Raw genomic sequence first — 20577 nt, 5'->3', positions numbered from 1 at the left:
GAACTCGAACGGTAGCACTTCTGTAGCGATCGCTGCGGAAGAGGTACGCTTCAGGTGTGGAGACGAAACAGACCGGCCCCATCGGCCGCCCGCGAGGATTCGACGCCGACGAAGCCCTCGAGCGCGCCATGCTCTTCTTCTGGAAACACGGCTACGAGGGGGCCGGCACGGCCGGCCTGACCAAGGCGATGGGCATCTCCACCACCAGCATGTACGCGGCCTTCGGCAACAAGGAGCAGCTGTTCCGCAAGGCCCTGGAGCGCTACACCGAGGGCCCGAGCGCCTATCTGGCCCGCGCCCTGGAGGAGCCGACGGCCCTGGGCGTCGCCACCGCGATCCTGGCCGGCACCATCCGTACCACCACCCGCCCGGCCCACCCGCACGGGTGCCTGGGCGTCCAGAGCGCCCTCACCACCAGCGACTCGGGTCAGGAGGTACGCGACCTCCTGGTCGCCTGGCGCAACGACGGCTACGCCCGTGTGCGAGACCGCTTCCAGCGCGCCGTGGACGAGGGCGACCTCCCCGCGCGAACCGACCCGGCCCTCCTGGCCCGCCACCTCACCACCTTCGCCAACGGCCTGGCCGTACAGGCCGCGAGCGGCGTCACCCGCGACGAACTCCAGTCCCTGGCCGACGCCACCCTCCGCAACTGGCCGCTGACCTGAGACCGGGCGCGGCCTCTCGTGGTCCCGCGTCAGCCGGCCGCCGGGGCCGTACCGACCTGTTCCCGGTACGCGCGGGCCGTGGCCATCAGCCCGTCGAGGGCGTCCCTGGTCCGCAGCAGGTCGGCGATCCGCTCGGAGAGCCGGTCGCGCTCCAGCTCCATCCGCTCCAGCGCGAAGTCGGAGTTGGCCTCGCTGGGAGCGTCCACGCAGGGCAGCAGCTCGACGATGGTGCGACTGGACAGGCCCCCGGCGTACAAGAGCTGGATGAACACGACCCGTTCGACCGCGGTGTCCGGGTAGTGGCGCTGCCCGCTGGCGCTTCGGGTACTGGTGAGCAGCCCCTGCTCCTCGTAGTAACGCACCGACCGCACGCTGACGTGGGCCCGAGCCGCAAGCTCCCCGATCCGCACGAAGTCCTCCTGACTGTGTGTCCCGCGTCCCGCGTCACCACGGCTTGCCTCTGACATCAATGTGAGGTTTTAGCGTAGTGGCCGTGCCCGGGGTCCGGGCGCGCGGACTACGAAGGAGCCCCGCATGTCAACCCTCTTCACCGGCTACCGGCTCGGCGCCCTGGCCCTGCCCAACAGGGTGGTCATGGCCCCGATGACCCGGGTCCGGGCGGCCGCCGGCGGTCTGGCCACGCCGTCCATGGCGGCCTACTACGCCCAGCGGGCCACCGCCGGACTGATCGTCAGCGAGGGCGTGCAGCCGAGCGCGATCGGGCAGTCCAACCCCGGTACGCCGGGACTGCACACCGACGAACAGGTCGCCGCGTGGCGGCCCGTGACCGCGGCCGTCCACACCAACGGCGGGCGGATCTTCGCCCAGCTGATGCACGGCGGCCGGGTCTCGCACCCCGACACCATCGGCGTACGGCCGGTGGGGCCCTCGGCGATAGCCGCGGTCGGCGACGTGTTCACCCCGACCGGCCCCCAGGCCGCCCCGACGCCCCGCGCGCTGGACACCGTCGAAGTGCCCGAGCACGCGCAGGCGTACGGCCGGGCGGCCCGGCGCGCCGTCGAGGCGGGCTTCGACGGCGTGGAACTGCACGGCGCCAACGGCTACTTGATCTCGCAGTTCCTCTCCTCCAACGCCAACCGGCGCACGGACCGCTACGGAGGCCCGGTCGCCGGGCGGATCAGATTCGCGGTCGAGGCGGTAGCCGCCACGGTCGAGGCCGTCGGCGGAGCCAGAACCGGCATCCGGCTCTCACCGGGAGGAACGTTCTGGGGCATCGAGGAGACCGACGTCCTGGAGCTGTACACCGCCCTGCTGACCGAACTGGCCCGCCTCGAGGTGGCGTACGTACACCTCGAAGCCACCACCGACGAGGAAGTGCTCCTCGCTCTGCGCCGGGCCTGGCCGGGCACGCTGATCGTCAACCCCGTGCTCCCGATGGGCCCCCAGCAGACCGGCCGGGACGACGCCGACCACTGGCTGACCCTCGGCGCCGACCTCATCAGCTTCGGCCGCGCCTTCATCGCCAACCCCGACCTGGTCGAACGCCTGCGGGCCGGACTCCCGATCGCCCCCGTGGACGAAGCGACGTACTACCAGGGCGGCGACGCGGGCTACCTGACGTACGCGACACACCAGTACGCGCGTTGACTCCGCCGCGCGGAGAGCCGGGGTATCCCACCCCAAACGAAGTCACCCGTCACAGCCTCACGACTTCAAGGCCAGGAACCCCCACTGCACACAGGCGTCGGCCCCCTCCGGAGCCGATCTGTCCAGGCGTACGAGCCATGTACGCCCCCTCCGGATCGGCCTGCACAGCGTGGACAGGGCGAGCAGCACAACGGGCTTGTCCAGGTCCAGGTTCTCCGCCGCGTCCTCCAGAACGGCACCGACATCACGAGAGTCCCGCCGAAGACCACGGACCACGCCCTCGGGCGAAACTCCTCAGCGCCCCGGCCCGGATGCGGGGACTGGCGGCCGGGCAGGCTAGTTTGCTCGGATGAGTCTCCTTGATGATGTGGCCGAGCGCGACGGCTGGCGTTGCTGGGTGTGTGACGAGGCGGTCGACCCCGACGAGTCGGTGAACGACCCGCGGGGACCCAGCGTCGACAGCCGGACCGCCGACCGGAAGGCCAAGGTCGCCGAACGCCTCGCACACCGCGGATGCAACACCCGCAAGGGCGCGGTCAAGGTGGTCATCCCCTGGCCGGACCGCCTGTACGTGGTCGAACCCGCACCGCTGATCACCGTCGCCGGGAGGCTGGAACGCAAGGGGGGCCGCGAAATGGTGGGCCGCTGTCCGACCAAACGGGACGCCCAAGAGGCGGCGGACTGGCTGGTGGACCGCTTCTCCCGACTCACTCCGGAGCTACCGGTAACGGCCGACATCGCCCCAGGCGCCGGCCAGTTCCTCATCACCCTGACCACTACCCGCCACTGACCAGCCGCCTCCCCACCCACCAAACCCCCAAAGGTCAGATTGTCCAATGAGTCCCGTACCCCTGTCCGCGGGTGGCAAGTGCGCCAAACGAGCGTCACGGTCAACAAGATCATCCTTGTTCGGACCAGGCGGGTGCTGCTATCCACGCCCCAAACCTCCTGGTGCCACTCCACTCGGCAGATGACATACCTGGGGGACACCGTTCCCCTCGTTCGGCCTGGCCACAACAGCAGCGGGCACTCCTGACCCGTCTGAGGTCGCTCTCCGTCCCGCCCATCTATCTCGCCCCTCCATGATCCTCACCGGCCGCGCCCCGACCTGGCCACCGCCACCGTCCGACACAGACACGGCGGCGTACGACACGACCCAGCGCGGTGTCGCTGCGGACAGGACGGGGTTGCTGGCGAGCGGGGCCGTGGTGATCGTGAGGCGATCCCGGCTGAGGCTGCCCAATCGTCACCCGCTGACCGAAAAACCTGACAGAAGTCGGACAGTAGGTCAGAACCTGCTGGGGCGTAATGCGGCTGTGCCTAATGTGACCTCACCTCATCAGCGACTCGGAAGGTGCACGTGAGCTCGGAACACACCATCGCAGTCGACCTCACCCTCGTCGACGAGGGCAGCCGCAAGATCGACACCGCCCCGGACGGCGTCCGGATCGGGGCCGTATCCCTGGGGATGTGGCAGGAGGATGTCATCAGCACCCCGTCGGACATGTCCGACGACTGGGATACGTATCTCATCAGGATCAACTACGAACTGGCTCTGGAGCCGGACCTCCCCCCACTGCGCTGGTTCGAGATCGGGGCGGACTTCGCCTCCGACTCACCCGAGCCGGCCTTTGTCGTCGACGCCTTGCCCCATGCCACGTCGGCGCCGCGGGCACCGACGTCGTACGCGCTCAACCGCTACTTGGCGCTGGTCCCCACGGACTTCGATTCCTCGGCCGCCGCTCACGTTCCCGGCACGACGGACGTCATCAACGTCTTCGGTATCGGTCGTGGCGCGGTCCGGTGGCAGCACAGTTCCCCCGCAGGCGGAGTCTTACAGGGCGCACGCTCCGCCTGGGCGGTGCTGGCGGTACCGAAGGGCCGCGTGAAGCAGACGGTCGAGTTCTCCGTTCGCTATGCCGTCGAGTCGGACAAGGCGGTGGACTACCGGCCGACCCAGCAGCCGGTCTCCTTCACCCTGACTCTCTCCGCCACCGCTCAGAGCCGGGAGGCGGTGGAAACGCAGGATTCGACCGACCCCGCCGAGCCGCCACCGGCCAGTCCTCCATACGTCTTCATCTCCTACGCCCATGACGACGCCAGGCGCAAGGCGAACGCTCTTCGTTTCGGCGAACTCCTGCGCCGGTGCGGCATCGACGCTCATCTGGACCAGTGGGACTGTGACGAGCGGGGGGACTGGAGTCTCTGGGCGATCCGGCACACTCGCGAAGCGGATTTCGTCATCGTTCTCGCGTCACCTATGTGCAAGGCCGTGGGCAACGGGGAGGTGGACTACAAGACCCACCGCGGTCTGCAGACAGAGCTGGGTCAGCTACGGGAACTGCTGCACTCCGACAGTGAGCAATGGGTACCGAAGATCCTGCCGGTCGTCCTTCCTGGCGAACGTGTGGAGGATCTTCCTCTCTTCCTGCGGCCCTACACGATGGACCACTACCTCGTCGACGAATTCACTCGCGAGGAAATCGAAGAGCTCCTACGTGTACTGACCCGACGGCCCCGGCGTCCTCGACCGCCCCTCGGCCCAGGAGCGTGAGCGCCCCCGAGGCGTCGAGCACCGTCGAGTCCTGACATGGGCGACGAGGACCGATCAGTCCTCGTCGCCCATGTCCTCCGCGGAGGCGCGGTACTCGGGGTGGTCCTCGTCGATGACCGTGGCCAGATGCAGCGGTCCCGGCAGCGTCGTCCGGTCGTCCCAGGACACGGATTGGTCGCACAGCCTCGCGGTGAGTGCCACCAGCGATTCCGGCAACCATGTTCCGCTCTGGACGACGAGAATCTCGCGGGCCGTGTACGCATGCCAGGGCACCCGCAGCTCCGACCTCAGTTCCGGCGGCAGTGTCCATCGCGTGTAGCGCGCACCTCGGTCGCCGCCCTTGGACTTGATCGTCACCGATCTCCCCGCGAGCAGCCAGGAGTTCGCCGTGCTGTCCGTCAATCGGTAGACCTTGCGGTCGGGGGCGGCCGGCTGAAGCGGGTCCTTCGGCATGTTAGCCCTCTCCCGGCGTGTGACCGGTCTGCCGATCTCCTTGACGTCGGTGCTCAGACGGACCACAGCCACATCCCCGCCCCGCGCACGGAGTCCGTCCCCCGGCAATGGTCCCGCGCCCAGTTTGCTGTCCTGCAGCCCGGGCCACACGGTCCTGGTCGAGCGGGTGTCGGCGAAGATCACCACGGGGATGTCAGCACCGTTCGTGGCGCACAGAGCCAGTAGCCTGTCCTCGATCTCCTCGCGTGTGCGTTCCGCCTTCTCCTGGGTACGGCCGAGACGGGTCGTGCCGATGGGCCCGGCATAAAAGTCCGCAGTGCCCTCGGCGGCGCGCACCCACGCCCGGCGCCGGCCGCTGTACACCAGTACCCGCCACGGCTCCAAGGCGTCCGGGTCCACGTACATGGCCACCATGACCAAGACGAACGGCGCGCTGCTAGCCCCGGTCTGCTGCCGCCTCATGTGGATGCCGACGAGAAGGGCTTTGCGGTCGAGTGGGTTGGCCAGCCGTTCACCGGTGAGCGCGACAAGCAGCCGATCGTCCAGTACGCCCGAAGATCGGAGCAGATCGCGCAGGGCCGCACGGGCGGCATACTTCTTCGTCTCGGCGCTGCGGGGACTCACGTCGTCCGGCAGTTCCAGGGGATCGGTGGCGAGAAACTGAGTGGGCATGCCCAGGTGTCCCAGCAGCCGTCGCAGATGCGGTTTGGCGTCGAGTGCTGGCCGTTCCGCGGCGGGGTGGAACTCGGTCTCCAGCCAGGCAGCGACCAGATGTCCGGGTCCTGCGGACAGCCGTAGCGAATCAAGAAGGGCCGCGCGGTTCGCCGTCTCGTGGGCGAGCAGATCCGGACAGTGCCGGGCGACCACGTCGAGTCGGTCGTTGATCGCCACCGGGGCGGACGAGTCCGGGTCCGGCGACACTGGACGGCCCGCCAGTTCACCGAGTTCGTCGAGCATGCGCTGCCTGGCCTCGGACGTGCTGTAGACGCAGGCCAGCGTCACTCTGTCGTAGCCGCTGGACCCCACTCCGGCGGCCGGCAGGCCGCCCGCCGGATACTGCTTAACCGGGTTCAGCAACTTGATGCGTCTGTCGGTCTCATAGGTCAGCGGCACGAGCCTGGGCAGCATGCGCACGATGTGTTCGTGCAAGCGGAGCATGAACCTCGGTCCTGGCCCACTGCCGAGGGCGTGGAACCGGCTGCCCGCCATGTGAGGCCGGACAAGGTGGGGGACATCGGGGAGTTCGTCGGGAATCCTCAATGGCTGCAACTGGCAGGCTTCGAGAATCTTCGCAATGGCCGGGTTCAGATCACTGCGCCAGTGTTCGGTCTCCTTGTCCAGACTGCGCAGCAGTGGAAGCCGGAGGATCGGCGTGCCGGCATCGCCCCGATCGATCCAGACGTTCTTGGCCCAGTGGCCCTGAGGCGAGACCCGAGACAGATGAGCGTCGAAGCACACCACCGCGTCGTCCACGCCCGCACGGGTGATCAGCCGGGCGCTCACCCTGGCCATGCTGAACGCCGAGCCGCTTCGGTTGACGATCAGGTCGCGTCGGTCCCACGCGAGCAGGGACCCGTCCGTGTCCATTCGCAGAGTGAGGGGCGAACGACGCTCGTCCAACAGGATGGGTGCGCACGCGAGCTGCTTCATGATCTGCCAGGCCGCCGTGCGAAATACCCAGTTCGGAGCGGTAGGGACCATCCCGGACCGGAAGGTGATGAACTCGGCGAACGAACGGTCTCCGTCCGGCTCCGGAAGGAAGTCGGCCAATCCGGAGGCGCCCTTCCCCTCTCGGATGTGCCGTTCCCACGCCCGTACCGCCACCCTCAACCGGTAGTCGAGGGCATTGTCCGTGGTCAGGAGCAGCATACGGCTGCCCGTTGCCCGCTCGTCGTCGGCGAGTTCTCCTTCGCCGAAGAGACGAACGGGCTGTCCCGTGGCTGCGACGAGGCCGGTGGCGAGGGCCGCGTACGGCTGGCGGCGATGTCGCTTCGTGTGGGGCAGATCGTCCCACGCCGCGGCGAACTCCTTGGTCAGGGGGTACGCGGTCACGGTGCCGAGCAGGGTTTCCAGGTCCGTCCTGGGGATGCGGTAGGCAAGAGTTATCAACACGAGGACGCTCCAGGGGTCTGTTCCGCGGCGTACGTGAGGAACGCCTCCAGCGTCGTTCCGTAGTACGCGCGCATGTCGTTGAGAACGCCGTCCCTGCGCCACTTCTCCCGCAGCTGAAGGATCAGCGTGGCGAAGTCGGTTCCGGCGTGTCCGTCGTGGAAGGCTCCATCCACCAGGTGGAGGACGGCGGGAGTGCCGCCCCGGCGCGCACGACCGATGAGCTGGACGGCTCCATTGATGATCTCAGCGACCACCCCGAGCTTGACCTCGTCCGGCTGCGCCTGGAAATAGGGTGGTCTGCGGACGATCTCGTCCAGATATGTGCCTGCGGTTCTCCTGCGCGCGGCGAGCAGGGCCAGCGGATCGCTGGACGGTCCGCTGTGTTCGGCGAGTGCCTTGGCCTGGATGTGCGCCAGCAATTCGGGGGGCTCGTCGATCAGCGGGATGGGTCGGACGATCAGCCATACGGAGCCCAGGGCTGACCGGTCGCCCTTGCCGATGATGTTCACCCCTCGCTGAACCCGGGCGAGCGGGGCTATGAGAATGTCTGCGTCTTTCAACTGCGGAAAGTTCTCCAGACGGTCGGCGGGCAGTTCCCGCCAGCGTCCGTTGCCCATGTCTGTGAAGGCACCGCCCTCATCCTTGCTGGGGTGGACCGCGAGGCAGATCCGCGACGCGTCCACGCCTGCCGAGAACAGCCCCTCCGCCACCTGGCGGGCCGCCAGATATGAGGTGGTGGCGAGCAGGACGCGCGCCCGGTCCGGGTCATCGACACGTAGCCGTTCCAGTTCCGCGCGGAGGTACGTACCCCAGAGCGATCCGGCGATACGAGTGATCGCGTCGTCCCGCGCGCCTCCCTCCAGGCCGGAGACCCGACGCGGCCGGTTCTCCTCGTCCAGGATCGGCGCTGGCAGGATGCGCACCATGCCGGGTGTGTCGTCCGCGACCCACCAGGTGGGCCTGGTGTGCACATGATGGTGCGGAGCGCCGGGAAAGTACGAGGTCGCGGAGAGGCCCAGGACAATCCTGCGGGCCCCGGCGTGGGCGAGGGCGGTCGTGTCACCGAGCCCGACGACGTAGGAGTGCGGGTCGCCGCCGAGCGCCGTGGTCATCAGCTGAGCGGGGTCGGCTCCCGTGTCGTCGAAATACTCGGTGAAGGCGAAGACGAGTCTGCCGAGCGGCCCGGTCGGGGTGAGCTGCCACCGGTTGTAGCTGCCCAGGGCTTCCGCGATCTCCTGGGCGGACTCCACGCCCACATCGACGAGTTGCGCGTTGTTGGCCATGAGGCTGTGCAGGGAGATACGGATGCGTTCGAGCATGACCCGGCGGAGGATCCGGTTGACCACTCGGGCACGATCCTCCTCGGGCACTGCCGTGGTCAGGCGATCGAGGGCCGCGCGGGCCGCCGCCACCGCGAGTCCTCCCGCACCGGGGGTGACCACGAGGGCGAGCTGGCGGCGGGCCTCGGCGAAGCCCTTCGGCGCTTCAGAGGCGATGTCGGGCCCATCCGGGAACAGGGATCGGAAGGTGTTCATCTGGCTGACACTCACGTCGTCGGGTTCGACTCCGAGCAGCTTTCCGGCCAACCAGTTGTCCCACCGCCTGGGCACCATCCAGAAGCGACCGGGTCCACGGGGGCGACGGCGTCCGGGCCGGCCGGCCGCCCCGAGGCGCGCATAGGTCAGATGACTGACATAGGTCTCGGACAGATAACGCAGATTGACGAAGGCGTCCCGCACACTTGCGTCGGTCTCGTCGTGGAGGCGTCCGAATGCCTCGCCGAAATCCCGGTCGAAGTTCCGCAGCGGGGTATTCGTCCGCCCCGCCCGATCCAGTACGAGTCCCCGCCCCGCTCGCTCGATGGCGAACTGCTGGAAGAGGTCGACTTCGTCGATGACGATGATCTGGCAGCGGCGCAGCACGAGTTCCTCGACGGTGAGCCGGTCGCTCTCGCCGCCCCCGTCGTCCACCGGTGTCTGAAGCAGGCCGAGCAGCAGATTGGCATGTGTAGTGACGACGATGTCGGCGGTGCATGCCTCCCGAGCCGGTCGAGAGCGGTCACAGGTCGAACGCCAGGGACAGGCAACCCTTTTGTCCCTGCCGCGCGGACGCGGACTGCGCAGCTTGGCGCACGGTTCACGGCCCGGCTGCCAGTCGTCTCCGGTACCACTCGATTCGGCCAACGCGGCAAGTGCACAGCCGTATCCGAAACGGCGCCAGATCCAGTCGGCGTCGGGGCCCGGCTCCGAGGCTCGCGCGGACGAGGTTTCAGCCACCTTGATCAGTGCGCGGGGAGACACGAGCGGGACCACGCTCCGGTCCGTGTCCTCGCCCAGCAGCTGCAGCGCACGCTCGACAGCGTGGGTGACCCTGACGACATCCGCGTTGGTGGGCAGCACGAACGCCATGACGATGCCCCGAATCGCGGCCCAGCAGGCAAAGGTCTCGACCAGGATCACCGATTTTCCGAAGCCGGTGTAGGCGAGAAGCTGGTTGAGGGTGCCGGCGGTGAGCTGTAACCCGGTCACGGACGTCCCCTCCCGTGACCGGATCCGATCGGCGAACTGATCCACCGACTTCTGCCGGAAGGTGGTGCCTCCGGTGCTGTCCACGCCACGGTCGATCCGCGAGGCGATGTCCCGCAACTCGGAGAAAGGTACCCAGCGATCGAGTAAGGCAGGCGCGTCCGTCAGGGTCGGTGCGGCGGTGGTCCGGGCCACATGGTGCGGCCGGATCTCGTAGCGGAAGTCGACGTACTTCTGACTGATGCCGTCCGGTCCCGGAATCAGCGTAGTGGTGCTGTGCGGTCCCGCCTCGGCCGACGGCAGGCTGCGCCGGCTCCCCGTATCGAGTACGTCGAGGTCGCGCAGGAAGCCGTCGACGTACGTGGGCAGGGGCATCCCGGGTTCCACCAGGATCCTGCCCTTCTCGTCTCCCGTGTAGTCGTCGGCCACCCGGCAGCCAGGGATCTCCCCGCCGACCAGCAGGCGGTCCAGGACCTTGCCCGCCGCCTCGGCGTTGGCCAGTTGGTTGGGCCGGCGGCGGAGCAGTTTGGTGAACCGCCTCGCGTCGCCGTCGGGCAGTGTGGACCAGCCGGACCAGTCCGCGATGTGGCCGTCGAGGACGAACAGAACGTCAGCGCGTGTGATCGTACGACTTTGGCCCGCACCGATATCAACGGGGAAGAAGCTCGCGGCAAGTCCGGCCGCGGCCCCCATCAGTCTCGGGAGTGTGCGCGTCCCAGGCGCATTGTTCATGTTGTCCCGCCCTTTTTGAGTGCTCGCCGGACCTCAGCACGAAATCGTGTCTCGGTCGTGACGGCGAGCGACGGCAGTGCCGACTTGACTGCGTCCAGTTGGTGCTCATGCGTCTGGGGCAGCAGGACACGCGCCTGCGGCTGCTTCGCCCGCAGGTCGGCGATCAGCCGGTGCACGGACCGGTACTCCTTCACATCGATCCGGAACTTGTCCGGGCCCGCCAGGACATGCAGGTCATAGCTGTCAAGGTCGGGCCACAGACGGACCCGAGCGCCTTGCTTCTCCAGCGCGCGGCAGAGTCTCAACTCACTGGCGCCGGGGACAACGACGAACCGCCACACACCCGCGTCCAGACAGACGGCATCGCGCACAGGCCGGGCCTCGGGTCTGGCCACCCGTGGGCCCTCGTCGACAGGGGTCAGGCCGGGGCGGGACAAAGGCGTCTTGCCCGATACGATCCGGAAGACGGACGCGTGCGGCCGATAGCGGCATCGCACGGTCAGTCCTGTCACCTCCATGGGCCAGGCGCAGACCGGACACGGCCACCACCACTCCGTATCAGGGGTGACGTGATACCGCCGCTCGGCGGGGATCTCGGTGTACCCCCGGGACACGACACGGACACCGGTCGTGCTCACGAGCTCGGCGAGTTCCTCGCGGCTTCCGGCCGGGTGGTCGATCAGGAACTTCCGGGACGCGACGTAGTCCTGCTGACTCCGCGTCTCGATCAGGGCGGCGAACGCCTGCTGACGGATGTGGTCCGCGTGCATACGGGTCCAGGTCGGAAGCCATGCCTCGGCTTCGAACGTCCCGGCCAGGGGGCGGGCGTATTCACAGACCAAGTCGTGTACTTCCGGGGTCAGTCGATCGTGGGAATCCAGCAGGACCGCGTCGGCGATCGCCGAGTCCTCGCTCTCGCCAGATCCGTCGAACGCCGGCAGCTCACCGAGTGGGGAACGAAGGCAGTCGATCAGGGCGCCAGGGGACGCAGGGCCACGACCGGGACCATGCGCCTCCATGACGACGCCGGTCATCATGGCGACCTCGCGCATGGCCGTGGGAAAGCGGCGCCGTACCGACCAGGCGTAGGCGGCACGCAACGCCGCGGCAACCACACGGCGCCAGCGCTCGTCCGCGTCGTCCCGTGGTCCCGTGATCCATTCGTTCACTCGGCGCTCTTTCCTGCCCGGTCGGGGCACCACTGGCTGACGGGGCAGGTCCCACAGTGTTTGCCCGGTCTGGCCACGTATTCCTCGTCCGCGTGCCACGGGGTGGCGAGGTCGGTGACGATCCGCCGCGCCTGCGCCAGCAGTTCACCGTCGTCGCCGTCGAGTTCGGTCAGTACCGGCCCGCTGCCCGTCAGCCGCTCCAGTTCCACGCGGCAGCCGGTGGTCCCGCCCTCCGTCGTGCCCGGCACCGCGCCCTCATGGGCGAGCAGCAGTGCCAGAGCAAGCTGGGGGTAAGTGACGAGAGGGTCACTCGCATCCAGGGAGCGGGTGGTCTTGGTCTCCCGGACGTACCAGCTGTCCGTCCGCCGGTAGAGGAGATCGGTCTTGGCTACGACAACCACGTCGGCCTCCGGGTCGTGGACCACGAGCGACCGCTCCGGGTACACCTCCGCGTCACCGGGCAGTCTGTGCAGCGGACAGACGAGGGCGTGATCGCCGACCATCTGTGTGCCGAGCCTCGCCTGGATGCCGCTCACTTCCCATCTGCCGGCCTGCCAGCGCTCCGGTGTGGTCGGTGCGTCGGTAGATGCACACGCACGGATCGGTCGACGGCTGTGCAGGTCCTCGATAGCTTTGTGCACGGCTTGCCCTCGTACGGTCGCCGCTGTGTTGTCAGCCGCCTCGGTCCTGGGGAGAAACAAGTCCCTGAGGTACGCCTGTGCCGGGCAGGTCCGGTAGTTCCGCGCAGTCGTCATGGACCAAGAACGGCGCTGTGCGGGCGGGAAGTCGACGCCGAGGAAGCCGGGGCGCGACGGGACGGCGGGACAGACGTCGACGAGCTCGCAGGTGCCGCACTCCTGTCCCGGGTGATAGTCCCCGCCCGATCTCACGGCGCGCACACGTGCGTCCGCCGCGCGGACGTAGCGGTGGTACGCCTCCTCCGGCGTTCCTTCGAACAGGACGTTGCGGGATGCGTCGACACAGCCGATCTCGACGACCCGGAGATGGACGGCAGGGGTGAACCGCCCCAGGGTGAGCGGCTGCTGAGGTTTCCAGTGGGAACTGAGCACCGGCCTCGCGTCCGCCAGCACCGCGGCAGCGAGTGCGGTCTCCGCCAGTTCACCCTCCGCGGGATCCCCTGTGCGTCGATCGACAGACTTGATCCGCGGAATGCGCAGTTCGCGTATTCCGTCGCCTTCATAGCGCCGCCCGGTCACGGTCTCCTCGTGCACGAAGGGAACGCCGTCCTCAAGGTCGGTACACTGCCGGGCCCACTGGCGGGACACCGGTGCCAGCGACACACTCTCCGCTGCGGCCGCCAGATATCCGCGTACGGCGTGCTCAGTCCACTGGATGAGGCCGGGGTGTGGTCGGCGCTTGGCGCCGTGCCGCCATTTCGACAACGCTTCTTCCAGCGAGACCTGATCGAACTCGATCAGGTCGAGAACTGCGTACAAGGGACTGAGGGCCGAGGTCTTGGACGTGCGACGGGATACGGGTCCATCGTCCACCCTGGACACTCCAGGGCGGACCTTCAGCGCAAGACGCTGAGCACACTTGCCACTTTTTGCCCCGATATCGGACGGGCGGATGCGCACCAGATTCCCGTCGCCGCCGACACCGCTCGGGACCTGCCAATCAGCCATGCCCTCCCCCTTCTCGAAATGCGAAACGATACCCGGGCACCCTATTTACCCCCGGAGCGCTCAATCAGATCGACCGACCATGCCATACTCTCTTTCCCTCGACAACAGAACTTCCGGAGGACGGATGGCATTCCACGGCTTGTTCATCGGAGTAGACAACTACCAGAAACCAGGATTACCGACACTGAAATTTGCCAAGCGGGACGCCACCGCGCTCCATGCACTGTTCTCGGACAACTACCAGGGGCGGACCAGCCTAGTTCTGGACAGCGACGCCACCAAGGACAGATTGCTGACAGAAATGCGACAGCTCGGACGCGACAGCCACCCGGACGACTTCGTCGTGATCACTTTTTCCGGCCACGGTACGCGCACCGCCGAGCTGGTCACCTACGACGCGGACAGGGCAAGGCCGGCTGAAACAGCCCTGCGTCTGGACGAGTTCACGGATCTGATCGACGCGATCCAAGCGAAGAGACTGCTGGTGGCACTGGACTGCTGCTTCTCGGGTTCGGCCCTTGCCAAAGTGCTGCCGGAGCCACAGGGCAGCTACACGAGCCGCTCCACACAGCCTTCCCCCCGGGATGTGCTGCATGAGATCACCGGTAGTGGTCGGCTCATTTTCACCGCAACCAGCAAGGACCAAGAAGCCCAGGAGAGCGCCGAGTTGCGTCACGGTCTGCTGAGCTACTACCTTATTCGTGCTCTCATGGGCGACAAGGGTCTGTCCAGTGAAGGCAAGATCCCGTTGACCAAGCTGACCGAATACCTCTTCACGAGCATCAGTTCCCATAGACTCGAACTGAAGAATGAATCCCAAGAGCCGCACTTCGGTGGTTGGGCAGCGAACATGAGCCTCCCCGTCCTGAGGCCCGGTCGGGGCTACCTCGAGGTCGATGACTTCTGGCAACCTCCGCGTATCACTCGCGCCTTGTCGAGTCTCGGCGCCTACGGAATCCACGAGGACGTCATCGCCGCTTGGCGCCGGAAGATCATCAAACTGAACCACCTGCAGGTCGACGCCGTCAACGAGGCGGTGCTTCTGGACGGAAACAACATTTTGGTGAGCGCGCCCACGTCCGCGGGGAAGACGATGATCGGCGAGATCGCCGCGATGCGTGCCGTGGCCCAGGGCCGAAAGGCCGTCTTCCTGCTGCCCACCCGTGCCCTTGTCAACGACCAGTACGAACGGTTCACGGACCTGTACGGCGCCGCGGGAGTCAGGACGATCCGAGCCACAGGCGAGTTGCGGGACGACATCTCCAAGCTTTTCAAGGGCGACTACCAGCTGGCGATTCTGACCTACGAGAAGTACATCGGCCTGCTCTCCGGACATCCCCACCTCCTGGACCGTGTCGGAGTCCTGGTGGTGGACGAGATCCACGCGTTGGGGTTGCCCGAGCGCGGGCCACGGTTGGAGATGCTGTTCACCTGGATGAAGATGCGCAAGCGCAGTGCACACGTGCCCCAGATCGTCGGTCTGTCCGCTGTACTCGGCGATGCCGACGGACTCGCCGAGTGGCTCGATGCCACGCTGGTCCGACGTGAGAAGCGGGAGACTGTCCTGGTGGAAGGCGTCATCGGAACGGACGGCCGATTCGTCTATCGGGCGGATACGGGAGACGACGGACAGGACGACGGAGAAGACCGGACCGAACAGCTTCTGCCGCACGCTGTCCCTTCCTTCGACCAGTTGCCGGTGGAGCTCACGGCACGACTGGTCGAGGAAGGCGATCAGGTCATCGTCTTCCGTGCCACCCGGAGTGACGTCCGTACCACCGCCCTGAGCCTCGCCCGACGCCTCGGCCTCCCACCGGCCGAAACCGTGATCAGCAAACTGCCCCAGGGGGATGACGGGCAGGTCAACGATCGGCTGCGCGAATGCCTGGCGAGAGGCGTCGCCTTCCACGTCTCCGACCTGAGCGACGAGGAGCGACGCCTGCTGGAGGAGTCGTTCAAGCAGCCCGGGAACGAGCTGCGGGTACTCGTCTCCACGACGACGCTCGCCCAGGGGGTCAACCTGCCGGCGGACTCCGTCGTGATCTGCGAGCTCGATCACCCCGGCGATGGCGAACGCAAGTACTCCGTGCCCGAGTACAAGAACATGGCGGGTCGCGCCGGGCGCAAAGGATTCACCGAACGAGGTCGCTCCTTCGTCCTGGCCGAGGGTCCCCTGGAGGCCCAGCGCATCCAACGGGAGTACGTTCTTGCCGCGCCCGGCCCGATCCGGTCCGCGCTGCCCGATTCGGCGACTGATCTGCGATCGTCAGTACTCTCTGCGTTCGCCGGCCCGGTCGCACAGCTGGGGCGGTTGAACGACGCCGGCATCGAGGAGTTCTTCGCCTGGACCTTCGCGGCCCACCAGCACCGGGCCGCCCCGTCGACGGCGCCCTTTCCGGGACCGGGCCTGAGCACGGCCCTAGCACAGTTGACAGAAAGCAAATTCCTGGAAAGGTCGGACTCCCGACTCTCTCTGACACCGTTGGGAGAGATCGTCATCCGAAGCGGTCTGGGTGTCGACTCGGTCGACGCCGTCGTCCAGGCACTACGAGCGGTACCTGCCGATGGCATCAACCGGATGACACTCATCTGCGCGGCTCATCTCACCGCGGAACTACATGACGTCCGCTTCGAGCATCGCGGCCCCATGGCGAGCGTCGAGCGTAAGTCCTTTGAATCCATGCTCAAGGAGCAGGGCGCGCACGAGGCTCTGGTCGCCCGGGTGCTGGGCGACCAGCACCGGAACGGCACTGGGCACGGTCGCGCCCGCAGTGCCCTCGCCTGCCTGATGTGGACGAAGGGCCTGCCGCTGTCGGGGATCGAGAAGGCGATCACCTTGAAGCAGCGCGTCACTGGGCGTACCGGCCCGATCCGCCAGGCGGCCCAGCGGACGGCGGACGTCATGGGCGCGGTCCTGGACATCGCGGCGCATGTGCATCCGACGGCAGATCTCGGCGACCTGCCGGACCTGCTGCCGGTCCAACTCGAACTGGGCATTCCCAAGGGGTTCGTGCCGCTTGCCCGGTACACGGAACGACGGATCCCACGCCCGGTGTATCTCAGACTTCTCAGCGGTGGGTTCGGGACCATCGACGCGATCGTCACCGCCGACCGCGCCCTTCTGTTGGCCGCGGTCGGCGATGACGACTCCTTGCTGCACACCCTGCTGAACGCGGCCGACGCTGCCCGGACCGAGGCCGACCAACCTGACCTCAGTGATCTGCTTCCGCTGCCGGAGGACTGATCAGCGAACGCTGTTCCTACTTTTCCGAGTGCACGGGCAAGTGCAGTCGGAAGGGTGCCAGCTCCCAGCCGAGACCGTACGAGCGGTTCGGTTCCAGGTCGGTGAACACAGCGCGGACCTCTCCCACCGCGTTGACTTCAACCGCACCGCGGCAGAGCGAGGTATCTCCGGCCTCCAGCGGGAGTACGTCGTCGAGACGCCATACCCGGTGTGGCGGGGGACATCCGTCGAAACGGACCGTGAGATCGAACCGCTCACACGGGAATCTGGGCGTGCACACGTAGTACGGTGCGAACGCCTTCCCGCCAGGCGCCGAGGTGCGGAACGTCAGTGCATGACTGTGCCCCGCGTCGAGCGCGTGAGGAAGTCGTACGCGAAGCCCCAGTCTGGTGGCCGACAGCCGGGCGAACCCGGACGACGTACCGCCTTGGAGCACGGCGATGTCAACGTCCCTGAGGTCGGCCGCGCGCGTCTCCATGCTCGTTGCCACGAAGGTGGACGAGTGGGAGATGTCCGTCAATCCGTCCCGGTGACTCACAATGCGTCGTTCCTCGATGACCTCAGTGCCTCGGAGGCCGAGGAGGACAAGCGTCTTCATGCTTCTGAGATGCCAAGGTGTTCCGGGGCGCGGGGGTGGTGGCGGCACCACTGCCGCCATTACCTCCTCGGCAAGGCGCTCGAACGCCTCGTCGACCCGCCGACGCGCCGTACGTGCATCACGGTCGAGTTCTACAGCGATCCTTCGCAGCCTGCGCTCGAATCGCTCGGTACCCGAGCCATCGAGGGCGAGGGCAACCCTGCTGTAGAAGGACAGATCGAAGGGAAGCGCGCAGGTCCACTTCAGCAGAGACGATTTGATCTTCTCACGCTGTCTGGCCGGATCATCCTCGGCGGCCACGCCCGCGACGTACCGCAGTCCACTACCGGCACGCGCCAGCGCATGGGGGTCCTCCATACCGAATCCTCTACGAAGGTTCTTGAGTTCCGAAAGAATCTCCGCCGCGCTGAATTCCATCTTGCACCCTCACCTTTCCGCACCAGCTCCCTAATTCCGCATCGACATAGCAGGCCACGCCATACGTACCCGCGCTTCCCCCACCATGACGGGCGACAGCGGAGAAAGGACCTCATCGGCATGCGCCCATTGCTCAGCCGCTTCGGCATGCCGTCCGGACGCGGCGTGGACATTACCCAGTCCGACCAGCGCCCGGGCCCTCTCATAGCAGCTCCCGAATCGCTCGGCCTGGATAGCGGCAAGGTCGTAGTGGAAGGCAGCGCCCTGATATTCGCCAGCCCTGAAGTGCGCCCAGGCGATGCAATTGGTCGACATCACTACATCCAACCGGAGATCCAGAGTGCGAAATACTTCGCGAGCCTGCTTCGCGTGGTGAAGCGCATCCAGGTACAGACCGAGCTGCGACTCCGTGAGCGCGATACCACGGAGCGTGATGGCCGCTTTCCTGTCGTCTCCCATGCGCCGGTAATGGCTCAGCGCCACACGCAAGCCGCACAGCGCATTCTCGGGTTCTCCTCGGTAAAGATCCGCCCACGCCAGGTTGCACAAAGCATCGACGATGCCACGCTCGTCATTCAGCTCCCGGAAGATCTCCAGGGCCTCTTGATGCCTCTCGACAGCAGCAGCCAGATCCCCTCGGTCCACGTATCCGATTCCTAGGTTGCTGAGCGACATTGCCAACCCCTGTCGATGTCGCGACACGCGGGCCGCGTCAACCGCGACCAGATGGGTCTCGATCCAGGGATCCCACAATTTATTGAGAAAGAAGTACTCCCGTAGCGCAAACGCCAACTGCCAGCACCGACTGTGCAACCCCCGCTCGGCAGCCAGATGACACATCCCCACCAGACCGACCCACTCCACGGCGATCCAGTCAAGCGCGGACTGACGGTCGGCGAACTTCTGATGGTCCGCAGGTTTCGCCGCAGAATGGGCCATTCGATAGCGATGGGGGGTGAGAAGCGCGTTGCTCTCCCCGATCCACAGCAACGCGTGATCGAGCAGCCGTTGCACGGAAACGTCCTGGGCCTGCTGCGGCACGCCGGGAAGAACGAAGCTGCGGGCGAAATCACGGACGAGGTCGTGGAGGGTGATCCGATCGACCGCGACATACGTCACCAGATGCGCGTCACCCAGTCGATCCATCAGGCTCCGCGCCAGCAGCGGATCGACACCCGCGAGAGCGGCTACGCTCCCGACGGACACCTCGGGCCCCGGATACAAGGCCAGCAGGGCGAACAGACGCCGCTGCTCACCAGTGAGCGCACGACAGGAAACCGCCAAGGCCGCTGCGACACTGCGCTCACCGTCGTCGAGCACGCCCAGCCTGGACTTCTCGTCGGCGAGCAGTGCCTCAAGGTCCCTGGGAGTCCAGGCCGAGTTGCCCCGGAACCTGGCCGCCGCGATACGGATCGCCAGTGGCAGCCCGCCGCAATGCGCCACAATACGAGTCACGGTGTCGTGGTCCGCGTGATCAGCACGATGACCGCCGGCGGAACGGAAGAGCGCGATTCCCTCTTCCGCCGCAAGCGCATCCATTGACAGATACATCGCATCATCGAGGGCGTGAAGCCGGCTCCGGCTGGTGATAATCACCCTGCACTTCTGTTCCGCCGGGAGCAACGGAATAACCTGTGCAGCACTGCGAACATTGTCGAAGAAGATCAGCATGCGCTTTCCCCGCAGAGCACTCCGGTACAGATTTGCCCGGGCATCGACACTCGAAGGAATACGCTCGCCCGCAACTCCGAGCATTCTGAGCAACGCATCGAGTGCAGCGTGGGGTGTGATTTCTCTCCCGCCCGGAGTGCCCCCACCGAGGTTAAGAAACAGACATCCGTCGGAAAATGACTCCGCCGCATTCCAGATTCCGCGCAACGCCAGGGAAGTCTTGCCCACTCCCGCCATACCGCTAATCAGGCACACGTTCTCGCCAGTATCTTCATTGACGAACGAAGAAATATCATCAAGCTCCTTCGACCGCCCGATGAAATGACCCGTCACCGGCGGCAGCCCATTGAACCCGAAAGCAGTCGGTAAAGTCGACTCCTCATTCCGCTTATTGGGTGCCAACTCGGCCAACTCTCCACCGGCTCCCAACTCCCTGTCACACGCTTGGGCAAGACCAAGACTTCCAGCGGACCTGCCGGTCTCCACCTTGCTCAGGTATCCCTTGCTGTAGTGGACACGCCGAGCCATTTCAGAGATCGAAATCCGAGCTTCCCTGCGCCTGCGCCGGAGCGCAGTACCGAAATTGATCGGATCATCCATCACGGGAATTTCAGCCTTTCTCTCAACACTTGAGGGCGCATTTTCCGATTTCAAAGGACAGGACGATCACCGCGACGATGAGTGTGCATGAAAAACTCCCCTCACAACCGAATAGATCGAACGGAAAGTCGAGAACACCCACGCCCCCGACGCAGAACCCAGCATCCCGGCATCCAGCCGCCAGCGGAATAGGTTTCCTGTTTCTTGCGACGACAGGAAACAGCCAAAGCGCTATAAATTAGGGAATTGTGCAGAAAATGCCACAGATTGCCCGATCCTGGAGGCGGGCGGTCCACTTCGTCGCGCCCGGCAGGAGGCCCGCACCGTAGCGAAGCCAGGTCCATGGAGGCGCAGCGTGATGCCTTGGCGCAGATTGGCGCAGAGAGCCCCTGCATGATGTGCCGGTCCTGAACGCTGTCCGCAGGATGATTTGCCCGGTATCACCTTTGACCGGAACGGCCAAACCGTCGAAACTCGGCACCGGAAGCCGCAACGACCTTTGAGTACAACGCCCCCCCACCTACATCAGTGTCCCGGCCACCAGCGAGCGCACCCTTGGACAGCCGCTCCCCCGCCCCGGCAA

Annotated in this window: 12 protein-coding genes; 5 read left to right on the top strand and 7 right to left on the bottom strand. The window is 66.4% G+C overall.

Going from position 1 to position 20577, the window contains the following annotated elements:
* The first annotated feature begins 56 nt into the window (after nt 1–56).
* On the top strand, nt 57–665 hold the full coding sequence (locus tag ACIODU_RS16410) for a TetR/AcrR family transcriptional regulator (RefSeq protein WP_401768060.1): 609 nt from the start codon (nt 57–59) through the stop codon (nt 663–665).
* A 29-nt stretch (nt 666–694) separates the two neighbouring features.
* Here the strand turns inward: ACIODU_RS16410 and ACIODU_RS16405 are convergent, their stop codons facing one another.
* Nucleotides 695–1075 carry a MerR family transcriptional regulator gene (locus ACIODU_RS16405; protein WP_401768058.1) on the bottom strand — a complete coding sequence of 127 codons (381 nt, stop codon included), beginning with the start codon at nt 1073–1075 and terminating at the stop codon, nt 695–697.
* A gap of 124 nt (nt 1076–1199) precedes the next feature.
* Between ACIODU_RS16405 and ACIODU_RS16400 the strand changes: the two genes are divergently transcribed.
* The 3 genes from ACIODU_RS16400 to ACIODU_RS16390 all read left to right on the top strand — a co-directional run bounded on the left by ACIODU_RS16400 (nt 1200) and on the right by ACIODU_RS16390 (nt 4827).
* On the top strand, nt 1200–2273 hold the full coding sequence (locus ACIODU_RS16400) for an alkene reductase (RefSeq protein WP_401768056.1): 1074 nt from the start codon (nt 1200–1202) through the stop codon (nt 2271–2273).
* A gap of 349 nt (nt 2274–2622) precedes the next feature.
* Nucleotides 2623–3063 (top strand): hypothetical protein, encoded by a 441-nt coding sequence (locus ACIODU_RS16395; RefSeq protein ID WP_401768054.1) that lies wholly within the window; start codon nt 2623–2625, stop codon nt 3061–3063.
* A gap of 570 nt (nt 3064–3633) precedes the next feature.
* Nucleotides 3634–4827: a toll/interleukin-1 receptor domain-containing protein gene (locus ACIODU_RS16390; RefSeq protein ID WP_401768053.1), complete on the top strand. Its 1194-nt coding sequence runs from the start codon at nt 3634–3636 to the stop codon at nt 4825–4827.
* A 54-nt stretch (nt 4828–4881) separates the two neighbouring features.
* Here the strand turns inward: ACIODU_RS16390 and ACIODU_RS16385 are convergent, their stop codons facing one another.
* The 4 genes from ACIODU_RS16385 to ACIODU_RS16370 all read right to left on the bottom strand — a co-directional run bounded on the left by ACIODU_RS16385 (nt 4882) and on the right by ACIODU_RS16370 (nt 13464).
* Nucleotides 4882–7392, bottom strand: coding sequence for an RNaseH domain-containing protein (locus ACIODU_RS16385; RefSeq protein WP_401768051.1), 2511 nt, complete (start codon nt 7390–7392; stop codon nt 4882–4884).
* Nucleotides 7386–10346 (bottom strand): hypothetical protein, encoded by a 2961-nt coding sequence (locus tag ACIODU_RS16380; RefSeq protein WP_401768049.1) that lies wholly within the window; start codon nt 10344–10346, stop codon nt 7386–7388. The genes ACIODU_RS16385 and ACIODU_RS16380 overlap by 7 nt, the downstream gene beginning before the upstream one ends.
* 299 nt (nt 10347–10645) lie before the next feature.
* Nucleotides 10646–11818 carry a hypothetical protein gene (locus tag ACIODU_RS16375; RefSeq protein ID WP_401768047.1) on the bottom strand — a complete coding sequence of 391 codons (1173 nt, stop codon included), beginning with the start codon at nt 11816–11818 and terminating at the stop codon, nt 10646–10648.
* Complete coding sequence (locus tag ACIODU_RS16370) at nt 11815–13464, bottom strand: PD-(D/E)XK nuclease family protein (RefSeq protein WP_401768045.1); 1650 nt, start codon at nt 13462–13464, stop codon at nt 11815–11817. The genes ACIODU_RS16375 and ACIODU_RS16370 overlap by 4 nt, the downstream gene beginning before the upstream one ends.
* Nucleotides 13465–13588: 124 nt before the next feature.
* On the opposite strand from ACIODU_RS16370, the gene ACIODU_RS16365 reads away from it, so the two are divergent.
* Nucleotides 13589–16708 (top strand): DEAD/DEAH box helicase, encoded by a 3120-nt coding sequence (locus ACIODU_RS16365; protein ID WP_401768043.1) that lies wholly within the window; start codon nt 13589–13591, stop codon nt 16706–16708.
* A gap of 16 nt (nt 16709–16724) precedes the next feature.
* On the opposite strand, the gene ACIODU_RS16360 is transcribed toward ACIODU_RS16365, so the two are convergent.
* Both ACIODU_RS16360 and ACIODU_RS16355 read right to left on the bottom strand, forming a co-directional pair.
* Nucleotides 16725–17723, bottom strand: coding sequence for a hypothetical protein (locus ACIODU_RS16360; RefSeq protein ID WP_401768041.1), 999 nt, complete (start codon nt 17721–17723; stop codon nt 16725–16727).
* A 30-nt stretch (nt 17724–17753) separates the two neighbouring features.
* Nucleotides 17754–19994, bottom strand: a complete 2241-nt coding sequence (locus tag ACIODU_RS16355; protein ID WP_401768039.1) for a tetratricopeptide repeat protein — start codon at nt 19992–19994, stop codon at nt 17754–17756.
* Nucleotides 19995–20577 lie beyond the last annotated feature (583 nt).

Source organism: Streptomyces sp. NPDC088261 (genome assembly GCF_044740805.1).
Classification (GTDB): domain Bacteria; phylum Actinomycetota; class Actinomycetes; order Streptomycetales; family Streptomycetaceae; genus Streptomyces.
The sequence above is the reverse complement of the archived record's forward strand: the minus strand, read 5'-3'. Positions and strand labels throughout refer to the sequence as shown.